This is a genomic window from Sediminibacillus massiliensis (assembly GCF_900156915.1).
GTDB classification, from domain to species: Bacteria; Bacillota; Bacilli; order Bacillales; family Amphibacillaceae; genus Sediminibacillus_A; species Sediminibacillus_A massiliensis.
In genome coordinates, this window is the sequence record NZ_LT732535.1 from 1,229,180 (window position 1) to 1,241,372 (window position 12,193).

Genomic DNA, 12,193 nt, shown 5'->3' on the forward strand with positions numbered 1-12,193 from the left:
TCATGATTTGGGCATTGATCTTTGCCTTTTTACCGTTTTGGCTGAACAAAACAGCTAATCTTGACACAAGCGTTGCCGGATTGGTCTTCTCGGCGATGGCCATCACAGCCCTTGTCTTAGAACCCATATACGGCTTAATCCAGGATAAGCTGGGATTGAAAAAATATCTGTCGGCTTTGTCGTTTTATGTCTATTGTTTATAGGACCATTCGTCCAATTTGCATTCATTCCGCTTCTTCAAATGAACGCCATCGCCGGTGCGGTGATCGGCGGGGCTTTCCTGAGTTTGTGTTTGAACGGCGGGGTTGGTGTTGTCGAAGCATACATCGAGCGTTCCACACGTGCCAGCAATTATGAATATGGGCATGTCCGCTTATTCGGTTCACTTGCTGGTGGTACGGCAGCATTTATCGGTGGTATTATGTTTGTCCAAAACCCTTATAGCATTTTTTGGGCTTGTACCGTTTCGGCCGTTATTCTCGGTGTCCTTTTATGGGCTCTTCGTGTAAAAAAAGAAGAAGTCGAGAAACCGGAAGTTTCAGGAAAAACCGAGGAAGAAACTCCGATTACGAAAGAAAATATCATGAATGTATTCCGAAACAGAAGCTTCTGGGGTTTTTGTTTGATCATGATTGGAATCGCTACCATGTTCGATGTTTTTGATCAGCAATTCCCTAACTATTTCGCCAGCTTTTTTAATGATGCAGCAAGAGGAGAACTTGTCTTTAGCCGTATCGCTTCTGTCCAGGTATTCCTAGAGGCGGGTTTTATGGTCCTGGCCCCATGGTTTATCAATAAGATCGGCGCGAAAAACGGCTTGATTCTGGCAGGTATCGTACTGTTCATCCGTGTTATTGGTACAGCTTTCTTAACAGAAATCTGGATGCTTGCTTTCTGGAGATTGCTGGCAGCAGTCGAAATGCCATTGATGCTGGTTGCCATCATGAAATATATCACAGGCATGTTCGATGTCCGTCTCTCGGCAACCGTCTATATGCTTGGCTTTAATTTCTCAAAACAAATCGGCATTACCATCTTCTCCTCCGTGATGGGCTACTTATACGGATCGATGGGATTCCAAAACGCCTACGTGACATTGGCCATTATCATTATGGTATTCGTCATTGCTGGTGCCTTGATCATGAAGAGTGATAAAAAGCCGGTAACAAAGCATACTCAAGAGCAAAGTCAGACAGCGTAGTCAAAATTCAAGGAAATATAAAACAAGGGTCTGCCCTCTTTACTGACATTTAACGTCTTGAAGAAGGCAGACCCTTTTATCCATCGCTATCTCTCTACTTTCATTATACTCCTATTTACTAATTATTTATAGACTATTCTTTCTGCAATTCCTATCCTATACTATTTTATACAAATCCGAATATTTGAGGTGGATAGTATGAATAACAAAAAAGATGTCTTAGACAATGGCCCTTTCTTCCATGGCACCAAAGCCGATTTAAAAATTGGAGATCTGTTAGTACCGCAACACTTATCAAATTACCAAGACAAAAAATCCAACTACATTTATTTCACTGCAACGTTGGATGCTGCTAAATGGGGTGCCGAATTAGCTGCATCTAAATCAAAAGAAAGAATTTTTATCGTAGAGCCGCAAGGTGAATTTGAAAATGACCCGAACTTAACGGACAAAAAATTCCCTGGGAATCCAACACGCTCTTATCGATCTAAATCGCCCTTGAAAATAGTGGCTGAATTAGGCACATGGGAAAGACATTCCGATGAAGAAATAAACCATATGCTTACCTCTTTGGAAACATTACGAGAACAAGGAAAAGCGGTCATATACGATTAACCTCCAGTGTCTATCACAACCTTAAAAAGGCGGTACCCATTCTAAAACGGGTATCGCTCTGTTATTCTAATCATCCTTCTCCTCCCGTTCAACAATCTCTTTAACAAGCTGCAAAACGAGCGAAGTAAACTCCCTGACAACCGGATACGCCTTCATAGATCGCAAGTAAGACATATAATAAGTTTGGCTGAACGGCTTCATCTCCGAGACAAGCTGCACCCGTCCCGCTTTCACTGCGGGAGCTGCCGCCAATCGGGATACATAGCTAATACCAAGACCGTGTTCAACTGCTGAAATCAAGGACTCTGTACTGCCAAACTGTGCGACTACCTGGATATCCGACAAGGACAAGCCGCACTGTTCGAGACCCGCTTCCATCGTCTTCAATGTTCCTGAACCGGGCTCCCTTAGCACAAAAGGATAGGAAACTAAGTTACAAGGGTCTTTCGGATAAACAGTGTTACCCAACGGATGACCAATTGGAGAAATGAGCACCAGCGAATCATGGGCTACTGGTTCTGATACCACTTCCTGAGATGCTGATTCCGAGCTGGTAATGGCGATATCTATCTTTTTATCGATCAAGCTGGACAACACGTTACCGGAATCCTGAATATCCATGATCATATCCACTTTGGAAAAAGACTTATTGAACTGACTGATCCAGCTTGGCGCCAAATAGGTTCCCGGTATTGTGCTTGCGCCGATCCGCAGTATGCCGGTCAATGTGCTATGAAATGCACGGACCCCTTCTGCCATCTCGTTCCATTGGCTGAGAAGATCGGATCCTGCTTTATAAACGTAATTGCCGGCCGGTGTAGGTCTGAGGGCAGAGGATGTCCGCTCAAGCAGAGGGACATCCAGATCTTTTTCAAGCGTCTTGATCTGCTGGCTAATCGCCGGCTGTGATAGACCTGTTAACTCTGCAGCCGCAGAAAAACTTCCCTTTTCGACAACCAGGACAAAAGCCTGGATTCTTTTCAAATTCATAACTTCACCTTATTCGGAAGAAAGATTAAAGAAAACACTCGCTTAATTGTTTTCTTCCTTCCATTTAACCATACCGCCTTCCAGGATGTCAGCTTTCTGATAACCTTTTTCCTTCAGCAGCTCCAGTGCCCGCTGGCTTCGTTGTCCGCCACGATTGCAGACAACTGTTACATGCGAGTCTTTATCCAATTCTTCCAGTCTTCCGTCTAACTCTTCTACCGGGATCGATAATGCTCCCGGAATACTCCCCTGCTCATACTGCTCTTTGTTTCTGACATCGACAATCACATTTTTTTCTGACATTCTTCCATCTCCTTTTCTTCTTTAATAACCATCCCAACAGACAATTTGATTACTCTACAGGTTTATATTTATACTCCATAAAGATTTCCTGCCCCTTCTCAGACAACATCATCTCCATGAACTCCTCTGCAAGCTCCGGATTTGGGGCGTTTTTCGGGACAGAAATATAGTTCGTGGCTACGATATTAAATTCTTCCGGTATATCAATTACTTTTACTTTTTCGGCAAAGTCTGGAGTCACATCAGTTGGATAGACCATTCCTGCTTCTGCCTCTCCCAATGAGACTTTTTGCAAGACTTGTTTCACGTTCGTCTCGTAAGAAACAACTTGATCGATTGCCCTGTCAAAAAAGTCCTGGCCATAAGCCGTATTGGCATTCTTTAGTACTTCCCGTGAATAATTGCCGATCGGAACAGTGTCCGTACCTATTACGAGCTTAACATCTTTTGCTGCTAAGTCTTCCAGCGACTGGATGTCCTGCGGATTGTCTTTAGGGACGACAAGGGCAACGTTGTTTAATGAAACAGGGAAAAATCCCTCTACAAGTCCCTGTTCCTGGACAGCCTCGATATGTCCAAGGTCAGCTGATAAAAACAAGTCTGCATCTGCCCCCTGCTCCAATTGCGTTCGGACAATCTGAGTCCCAGCGAATGTGGCGGTGACATCCACTTTTGGGTGGGTTTTCTCGAACTCTTCCATTAGATCGTTAAAAGGCTCGGTTGCATTGGCGGCAACAAGTGCCATCATCTCTGTTTTAGTACCTGCCGCTTCCTCTACTTGCGAGGATTGAAAGCCGTAAACTGTCGCAGTGAAAGAAGCTAACAAAACAACAGCGAGTAATGCTCCCCATTTCCACTTTCGGCCTTTCCTTTTAGGCTGGAGCTGTGGCTGTTGCCTTTTATTTGCTGCTCCGGTTTCCATTTGTTGATCCTGTAGCTCGATGGGCCGGACGTCTTTCCAGTCAATCGTGGCAAAAACCGATTGGCCGATATCAAAACTTTTCTTTTCAAAAACATCAACCGGAACATCTGCATAAAAGGATGTCTGGTCATCTGATTTTTCCACCTGTAAACGGACAAAACCCCCGTTCCAGCTTAAATCGGCGATCTTCCCAGTCAAGTTGCAAGTCTCAGGGGTAAGACCAGGTTTACTATCCATTTTCACTTTCCATGGATCGAAGGCTATATGACCGGCAGAAACATCCAGCTTCTCTGCGGCAATGAGGTTGGTTCCTGAAAATTTTGCTACAAAAGGGCTTGCAGGAAACCGGGAAATTTCCCGCTGTGTGCCTGACTGGATAATTCTCCCCTTATCCATGACAGCGACTTTGTCCGCCAGCACCCGGGCGTCCTCATAATCATGTGTGACGACAATGGTTGGAATGGCAAGTTCCTTCAGCAGTTGTTTTAACTCCGTTCTGACATGGGAACGGGTTGATACGTCAAGTGCTGATAACGGCTCATCAAGCAGCAGCATTTTAGGTTTTGTAACCAGTGCACGGGCAAGAGCGACACGCTGCTGTTCTCCTCCGGAAAGCATGGCAGGCTTTGACTCTGCCAGTTGTTCAATGCCTAAGAATGCAAGCATTTCCTCGATCCGTTCTTCTTTCTCCCTGACAGGCAGGCGTGCAATTCCATAAGCGATATTTTCCCTGACCGTTAAATGAGGAAATAGCGCATAATTTTGAAAAACATAGCCGATGTTTCGTTCTTCCGGCAGCACGTCGACTTTTTCCTTGCTGTTGAATAATTTTTCCTGGCCTACTGTGACTTCACCCTCATCAGGAGTAAGCAGGCCGGACAGCATTTTCAGTAGTGTGCTCTTCCCGCAGCCTGAATGGCCGATCAGCACCAGCGTCTCAGTATCGATTTGCTCTTCAATATCCAATGTAAAATAACGAAGCTTCTTTTTTAAGGCAAAAGACAGCATAACTATTCTCCAATCTAGCGGGCAGCTAATTTATTTCGCATGTACTTATCAATTAACCCAACGAATAACAGCAGTAAAAAGGAAACAGACAAAAGCAGGGCAGAAATGGCAACAGCAACCCCTGCATCGGATTCCATCGCGGTAAAGATGGCGAGCGGGAGGGTTTGAGTCCGCCCCGGCATATTTCCGGCAAACATCATGGTTGCACCAAATTCACCAAGGGCAAGTGCCCAGCTCAATGCTACTCCTGACAACAGACCCGGCAAAGCTAAAGGAAATGTAACCTTCCAGAAGGTCCGCCAGGCCGAAACCCCCAGTGTTCGTGAAACGGCCAACAGCTGGTCATCAATTACTTCAAAGGCCTGTCTGGCTGAGTTCAAATAAAAAGGGGAAGCCATAAATACTTGAGCCATCACTACGGCAATGGCCGTAAATGGGATCTCCAGGTCGAAGACAGACAACGCTCCGCCCAAGAGGCCGCGCTGCCCGAAGACAAGCAGCAGGCCAACACCGACAACAGCAGTTGGAGCGACAATCGGCAAACGGAGCAGTACCTCCAAAACATTCTTTCCGATAAATTCATTGCGCGCCATGCAGTAAGCAAGCGGCGTAACTAACAGAACTATAATCGATATGGATATGATTGTCGTCTGCAGACTCAGCGTCAGTGCCTGGTAAGCCAAACTGCTGTTAAGTTTTTCAAGCAAGACAGCCGGGCTATTTGATATAAATACGGAAAAAAGCGGTAAGATCAGATATGTAACAATAAGAACGATTGAAGCAAGGAAAATAATTTGTCCTATCTTCCGCAGCATTTTACTCCTTCCTTTCTTTTACAATCTATAAATTTATTTAATAAAGATAATAACATTTACTTATGGCATACACAAAAATAGACTACTAGAAATTTCCTTTCGTCTGCTGGATTTTACATCCAAGTTACTCCTAATCAGCTTCTTTGTGGCGGTTAAGCATTCCTTTAAAGAAAAGGGAACATATACAGCCAGTGACTTGCTTATACTATCCTTCTTTACCATTCGATATTTTTCATATGAAATATGTCGAGTATGTATAAGTCTCCTTTGCTATCATGTAGACATGAAGGAGGGGATCTATTGTTAAAAGAATTAAACATGGTTATCGACTATATTGAAGACCATCTGACTGAGGAGCTGACTCTTGAGGAAATTGCGGAATACGCAGGGGTTTCGGACTATCACTTTAGAAAGATATTTTTTTACCTTTCAGGATTGACATTAAATGAGTATATAAGAAACAGGAAACTGTCTGAAGCAAATAAGGATTTACTGCGAGGAGTTAAAGTAACGGAGGTTGCTTTCCAATATGGATATCAGTCGGTGGACGGTTTTACCAGAGCCTTTAAGAAATGGAGTGGCTTTTTACCCTCTGATGTCATAAAACGAGGAGTAAGCAAATCGTACCCAAAACTTACCTTTGTGATAACTGTTAAAGGAGGAACCGCTATGGAATTTAGGATTGAAGATAAGCCAGCATTTAATCTGGTTGGAGTAAGCAAACGAGTGCCCATGCAATTTGAAGGTGTTAATAATGAGATTGTAGAGCTTGCAAAAAGCATAACGGATGAACAAAAAGAAGAAATGCATTCTTTAAAAAATATTGAGCCTTATGAAATCGTTAATGCTTCTTATGAAGCTGACGCTAAATTCTTAAAAGAAGAAGGTTATTTAACTCACTTGATTGGTGTGCTAACGACTAAAAATAATATCAGCGATCAATTAGATAAAGTACCTGTAGAAGCGTGTACTTGGGCAATATTCCCTAATGAAGGTCCGTTCCCATCTACATTGCAGGAAACCATGGCTAAAACATATTCAGAATGGCTGCCCTCTTCTGATTATGAAGTAATCGAGGCCCCTACTTTTTCTTTTACTAAAATGGATGAACACAAAAAGGATTACGCGTATAGCGAAGTATGGATTCCTGTTCGGAAGAAATAAACGTTGTAATTTCTCCTGCACAATGAGTGTGAAGAAGAATAGGTTAAGATAACGAATAAAGACACAGAAGGGATAATGAAGAGCAACGTGGACAGATTTGCGTTGCTCTTTAGTATTTTCGATAAAGGCACCTGCCCTAATAGTATGTATTTCCTCTCTAATCCCATTAGTTATGTACCAGGAAAGAGGATGCATTTTAGGCTCATTCCTCCAAAACTATTAGCCTATGGTTATTTAAATTATTTGGAGTATTATAGGAATTAGATGCAGGTTAGCTATAATTAACACTGTTCAAACCTGATCAATGAACTTGGTAAATGAACAATAGGAAAGAGGTTATCCATTTGATTAAAACACCTAAATCTATACATAATTTTACATTGTTTATGTCATTGCTCGCGTTGATTACACTCTCCGCTTGTGCTAATTCAGCCAATTCAACCACTGTCTCATCTAATGAGGAAAACAAACCAGGGCAAGAAACAAATACCGATGATAAGTTTGCTCAACTCGAGGATGATTATAATGCCCGGCTTGGTGTCTATGCGATTGATACAGGTTCCAATCAGACCATTGAATATCGATCAGATGAACGTTTCGCTTTTGCATCGACTTACAAAGCATTGGCAGCTGCCATCCTGTTACAGCAGAAGACGATGGAAGAGCTTGAGAAAGTCATCACTTATACTGCAGATGATATGGTTCCCTATTCTCCGGTTACAGAAAAACACATGGATACGGGGATGACCCTATTCGAACTTGCCGAAGCTGCAGTACGTACAAGTGACAACACCGCAGGGAATCTCCTACTTAACGCACTGGGAGGGCCGGATGGTTTTGAGGAAGCATTAAGACAAGCCGGCGATAACATTACCCAATCGGATCGATACGAAACAGAGTTGAATGAATTCAAGCCGGGAGATATCCGTGACACCAGCACACCAAAAGCTCTCGCCACAAATCTTCAAGCATACGCAGTCAGCGACATGCTTTCCGACGAGGACCGTGAACGGTTCACGAATTGGCTGCAAGGAAACGCAACAGGAGATACACTGATTCGTGTGGGCGCACCTGACGGATGGACAGTTGGCGATAAGAGCGGAGCCGGAAGTTATGGAACGAGGAATGATATCGCAGTTGTCTGGCCTCCAAACAGAGAACCAATTGTTATGGCAATTATGTCCCGACATAATACAGAAGATGCCAAATATGATGATGGCCTGATTGCAAAGGCTGCCAAGATCGCCCTGAAGACACTAAAGTAAAGGGTATAAATCAGTATCCACCTTTACTTATCGGACTTAATGTACAAATTTGTGGAGATATTAAGTTTTATATTGACTCATAGAAATATCCCCTGTATATTTTTCTTATACAAATCTCGGAGGATACTTAGAAAAGTATTGGACAAGAGATCAACAATCGTTGATCTCTTGTCCTTTTTTTTCACCAAATTTATAAGTTAACTCTGTAAATAAAATGAGGTATCTTTATGTCCGTTTTGGTTCAACAAAATTCAAAAGTTAAATTGTGGAGCAAGCCATTTATTCTTCTTATGACAGCAAATGCCTTGTTGTTTATGGTATTTGAAATGCTCGCTCCAACCCTCCCCTTATTCGTAGCAAGTATTGGCGGCGAGGCTTCTCATATCGGTTTGGTTACAGGAATATTTATGTTTTCAGCTATTTTCATTCGTCCATTTACAGGTATGTTAACGAATCATTTTAGCAGGAAATTGTTGTTAAACACAGGAGTAGTAGTTTGTGCACTATCAACAGGGCTTTATTTTTTATCATCAAACATAATAGTATTATTGCTTATTCGTATCATTCATGGTTTGGGCTTTGGTTTAGCAACAACCTATTTCCTCACAGTAACAGCTGAGAGAATTCCGAAAGATCGAATGGGTGAAGGAATTGGTTATTTCGGGGTGGGTGAGACAATTGCAATCTCTATGGGGCCAATCATCGGGATTTCCATTCTTGAAACATTTGGATTTGAAAATCTTTTTCTAAACGGAATGGCAATCACACTATTCGCCCTTTTTTTTGCAACCTTCGCATCAAGGAAAACAATCAAAGTAAAAAATGCTGATAGCAATCATGGCAAACAAACACTCACTGTAAAAATATTCGAAAAGCGTGCAGCTTTTCCTTCCCTACTTATTCTTTTAGTAGGTATAGCAGTGGGATCAATCATTTCATTTATTCCTTTGTACGCTGTTGAAAAAGAGTTCCAACTAATTGCTTGGTTTTTCACCATCACAGCTATTGCTAGTTTTTTTGCAAGGTTAATCTCTGGAAAATTGTATGACAAAATGGGGCCATATTCTGTTTTGTTACCATTCGGTATAATTACACTAACTGGATTACTTGTCATTCTTTTAGGTAAAAATGATGTACACTTTCTTATTGCTGGTGCTCTTTATGGCCTTGGATTCGGTGCAATTTTCCCTACATTGCAAACATGGTCCTTAAGCCTAGTTAAAGACTACGAACACGAAAGTGCTGCATCCTCCTTCTTTAATTCATTTGATATAGGAATTGGAGCAGGCTCCATTTTGCTTGGTTTTATTGCAGAAGTATATGCCACTTACAAAGCAGTTTACTTCGTCGCAATTATTGCTCTTATCCTCTATCTATTATTGACTATCGTGCATTGCAAAAAGATAAGTGTTAACAACCAAATAGCAAAGACCTCAAACTAATATGGGATTTCTATGATTCATTTTAAAGAGCGTGATGCGTAATTATTACAAAAAGTTAGACTAACTATCAGGGGTGTTGTGCTTTACTGATAAGCCACCTTTCTTTAAGTCTAACAGGAAGTGACAGGCAACTACCCTAAATTCAAACCAAGGGAATTTGCTCTTGTTTGCCGGGAATGCGCTCTCATAAAAAATACACTCTAAATAACAAAAAAGCTGCCCAACTATAGGGCAGCTTTTCTTTATCTCACTACAGCGCTTCGATGGTCGACTGGTACGATGTCGAGGTCGGCTGCTGCGGCGTTTGCTTCTACTTGTTCTGGGCTTTTGCATCCAGGAATCACGCATGTTACGGCTGGGTGCTGCAGACACCATCCGAGTGCCCATTGTGCCATTTCGGCATCTTCAGGAACTTCTGTTTGTTTGATTTGTTCTACACGTCTTAATTGTTCATCGACAGCTGCTTGTTCTTTGCGTTGGCGAACTTTATCGGAAAATTGGACGCCAGGCTTATATTTTCCACTTAAAAATCCACTTGCTAGGGGAACTCTTGCCAGTACACCTAGGTCCTGTTCGATACAAGACGGGAATACTGCTTCTTCAGGCGCTTTGTCCAGGCGATTATATACGACTTGAATTGCTTTGGCATTGCGTTCTGTAGCTTGTTCCGTTTGATAAATATTTTGATTACTGCCAATGGAGATTCCGAGATTGCGAATTTTACCTGCTTGTACCTGTTTATCCAACATCGTCCACAAGGCATCATTATCAAAATCTTCATCAGAACCAGAGTGGAACTGGTACAGATCGATATAGTCTGTTTGTAATGATCGTAATGATTCATCTAATTGTTGACGTACGTCATCAACACTCCAAGCGTGGCTCCACTTTTTATGCCAATGGTGACCAAATTTTGTAGCGATGATCCAGTCTTCACGATTATCACGAGAAAGAAAATCGCCGATAAAGCTTTCCGATAAATGATCAGGGCCATAGCATTCTGCTGTATCGATTAAATTAATTCCTACTTCTTTTGCACGTGTTAAAATTGCGTCTACTTCTGCTTGGTTAAAATCTTTTCCCCAATCACCGCCAAATTGCCATGTACCAACACCAACAACAGAAACATTTAAATCGGTCTTACCTAAACGTCTATATTTCATCACCTAAACACCTCTTTCCTTTTATTATGGACCCCTCCCCATTTTCCTCTAGCAATTCATGTGTGGGGAGGTGGAGACGAGTTGCATGAATTCTAATCATGTGATTTATTCTCTAGAATGGATTCCACTTTTTCTTGGATGTCGTCTGTAAGCTGTACATCCACTGCTTTTACATTTTCTTCGACTTGACTCGGTCTGCTCGCACCAATTAAAGCACTTGATACGTTCGGCTGTCTTAAAATCCATGCTAAAGCTAATGTCGGTAGTGTAATGTCCAATTCTTTAGCGACACCTTTTAGCTGTTCGACTTTGTTCAAGACATCTTCTTTCAAAAATCCTTGGATAAATCTATTAATCGACTCATTGGCAGCGCGACTGTCTTGTGGCACTTGATTTGGCTTATATTTTCCAGATAAAACACCTTGAGCTAGTGGAGAAAATACGACTTGGCCGACTCCATATTTTTCACTGACAGGAATGACTTCTGATTCGATGTAACGGTGGAACATATTGTATTGTGGTTGATTGACGACGATGCGGTCGAGCAAATATTTATCCGCAGTCCCAACAGCCTCTTCAATTTGCGCGGCACTCCATTCACTGACACCGGCATATAAAATTTTTCCTTGGCGAATTAAATCATCAATCGTGCGAAGTGTTTCATCGACAGGTGTTTCTTTGTCATAGCGGTGGCAATAAAACACATCCACATAATCGACATCCATTCTTTTTAAGCTTGCATGTAATTGCTCTGTCACATGCTTGCGTGATAAGCCTCGATCATTCGGGCCATCTCCCATTGGCCAAAATGCCTTCGTTGTCAGCACATACGACTCGCGCGGATACTCTTTCAAAGCAGAGGACATCACGCGTTCTCCTTCACCGCGCTCATACACGTTCGCTGAATCAAAAAAATTGATGCCAAGCTCGTACGCTTTATGTATCGTCTTTTCAGCTATATTATCTTCTACCGATTTTCCGTACGTTAGCCAACTACCTAAACTAATTTCACTTACCTTTAATCCGGATCTTCCCAGTCTTCTATACTTCATAAAATCCTTCCCTCCCATATCATGATAACGCTATCTTTATTGTATAAAAATAACGATGATAAGAGAAGAAGTGAATTATTTTAAATATAATTACATCAAATATATTTACTATATTTTTTATAGTATAATAGATTTGAAAAGTTAACCATAATTGGATAAAAATGGGCGGCTCCGTATATGAGTAAGCAAACAACAAAACAGGATACAGTAGAACTTGTCATAGAATGCTATTGATCCAATATCCGGTTTAAAG

At 42.0% G+C, this 12,193-nt stretch carries 10 protein-coding genes and 1 pseudogene; 5 read left to right on the forward strand and 6 right to left on the reverse strand.

Annotated features, from left to right (window positions below; genetic code table 11):
• Positions 1 to 2 precede the first annotated feature (2 nt).
• Both CZ434_RS06955 and arr read left to right on the forward strand, forming a co-directional pair.
• Positions 3 to 1,201 (forward strand): annotated as a pseudogene (locus CZ434_RS06955) (oligosaccharide MFS transporter).
• Between the two features lie 198 nt (positions 1,202 to 1,399).
• Positions 1,400 to 1,816: an NAD(+)--rifampin ADP-ribosyltransferase gene (arr, locus tag CZ434_RS06960; RefSeq protein ID WP_077622456.1), complete on the forward strand. Its 417-nt coding sequence runs from the start codon at positions 1,400 to 1,402 to the stop codon at positions 1,814 to 1,816.
• Between the two features lie 66 nt (positions 1,817 to 1,882).
• Here the strand turns inward: arr and CZ434_RS06965 are convergent, their stop codons facing one another.
• The 4 genes from CZ434_RS06965 to CZ434_RS06980 are packed head-to-tail and all read right to left on the reverse strand — an operon-like array spanning position 1,883 to position 5,854.
• Complete coding sequence (locus CZ434_RS06965; RefSeq protein WP_077622457.1) at positions 1,883 to 2,806, reverse strand: selenium metabolism-associated LysR family transcriptional regulator; 924 nt, start codon at positions 2,804 to 2,806, stop codon at positions 1,883 to 1,885.
• Positions 2,807 to 2,848: 42 nt separating this feature from the next.
• Entirely contained in the window at positions 2,849 to 3,109 is a 261-nt protein-coding gene (locus CZ434_RS06970; protein ID WP_077622458.1) for a rhodanese-like domain-containing protein, read from the reverse strand.
• 49 nt (positions 3,110 to 3,158) lie between these two features.
• Positions 3,159 to 5,039, reverse strand: coding sequence for a molybdate ABC transporter substrate-binding protein (gene modA / locus CZ434_RS06975; protein WP_077622459.1), 1,881 nt, complete (start codon positions 5,037 to 5,039; stop codon positions 3,159 to 3,161).
• A gap of 14 nt (positions 5,040 to 5,053) precedes the next feature.
• Positions 5,054 to 5,854 carry an ABC transporter permease gene (locus tag CZ434_RS06980; protein ID WP_077622460.1) on the reverse strand — a complete coding sequence of 267 codons (801 nt, stop codon included), beginning with the start codon at positions 5,852 to 5,854 and terminating at the stop codon, positions 5,054 to 5,056.
• Between the two features lie 300 nt (positions 5,855 to 6,154).
• On the opposite strand from CZ434_RS06980, the gene CZ434_RS06985 reads away from it, so the two are divergent.
• The 3 genes from CZ434_RS06985 to CZ434_RS06995 all read left to right on the forward strand — a co-directional run bounded on the left by CZ434_RS06985 (position 6,155) and on the right by CZ434_RS06995 (position 9,725).
• Complete coding sequence (locus tag CZ434_RS06985; RefSeq protein WP_077622461.1) at positions 6,155 to 7,018, forward strand: AraC family transcriptional regulator; 864 nt, start codon at positions 6,155 to 6,157, stop codon at positions 7,016 to 7,018.
• A gap of 386 nt (positions 7,019 to 7,404) precedes the next feature.
• On the forward strand, positions 7,405 to 8,283 hold the full coding sequence (gene bla, locus CZ434_RS06990; RefSeq protein WP_179107356.1) for a class A beta-lactamase: 879 nt from the start codon (positions 7,405 to 7,407) through the stop codon (positions 8,281 to 8,283).
• A 227-nt stretch (positions 8,284 to 8,510) separates the two neighbouring features.
• A complete protein-coding gene (locus CZ434_RS06995) occupies positions 8,511 to 9,725 on the forward strand; it encodes an MFS transporter (RefSeq protein ID WP_077622463.1) in 1,215 nt (404 codons plus the stop codon).
• Between the two features lie 242 nt (positions 9,726 to 9,967).
• Here CZ434_RS06995 and CZ434_RS07000 read toward each other — a convergent pair whose 3' ends face one another.
• Together CZ434_RS07000 and CZ434_RS07005 are read right to left on the reverse strand one after the other, a co-directional pair.
• Positions 9,968 to 10,888 carry an aldo/keto reductase gene (locus CZ434_RS07000; RefSeq protein ID WP_077622464.1) on the reverse strand — a complete coding sequence of 307 codons (921 nt, stop codon included), beginning with the start codon at positions 10,886 to 10,888 and terminating at the stop codon, positions 9,968 to 9,970.
• A 92-nt stretch (positions 10,889 to 10,980) separates the two neighbouring features.
• Positions 10,981 to 11,940: an aldo/keto reductase family protein gene (locus CZ434_RS07005; protein ID WP_077622465.1), complete on the reverse strand. Its 960-nt coding sequence runs from the start codon at positions 11,938 to 11,940 to the stop codon at positions 10,981 to 10,983.
• Positions 11,941 to 12,193: the final 253 nt, after the last annotated feature.

Bases quoted from the DNA above. Each gene is read 5' to 3' on its own strand.
- arr (WP_077622456.1), top strand. From the start codon at position 1,400: ATGAATAACAAAAAAGATGTCTTAGACAATGGCCCTTTCTTCCATGGC.
- CZ434_RS06965 (WP_077622457.1), bottom strand. From the start codon at position 2,806: ATGAATTTGAAAAGAATCCAGGCTTTTGTCCTGGTTGTCGAAAAGGGA.
- CZ434_RS06970 (WP_077622458.1), bottom strand. From the start codon at position 3,109: ATGTCAGAAAAAAATGTGATTGTCGATGTCAGAAACAAAGAGCAGTAT.
- modA (WP_077622459.1), bottom strand. From the start codon at position 5,039: ATGCTGTCTTTTGCCTTAAAAAAGAAGCTTCGTTATTTTACATTGGAT.
- CZ434_RS06980 (WP_077622460.1), bottom strand. From the start codon at position 5,854: ATGCTGCGGAAGATAGGACAAATTATTTTCCTTGCTTCAATCGTTCTT.
- bla (WP_179107356.1), top strand. From the start codon at position 7,405: ATGTCATTGCTCGCGTTGATTACACTCTCCGCTTGTGCTAATTCAGCC.
- CZ434_RS06995 (WP_077622463.1), top strand. From the start codon at position 8,511: ATGTCCGTTTTGGTTCAACAAAATTCAAAAGTTAAATTGTGGAGCAAG.
- CZ434_RS07000 (WP_077622464.1), bottom strand. From the start codon at position 10,888: ATGAAATATAGACGTTTAGGTAAGACCGATTTAAATGTTTCTGTTGTT.
- CZ434_RS07005 (WP_077622465.1), bottom strand. From the start codon at position 11,940: ATGAAGTATAGAAGACTGGGAAGATCCGGATTAAAGGTAAGTGAAATT.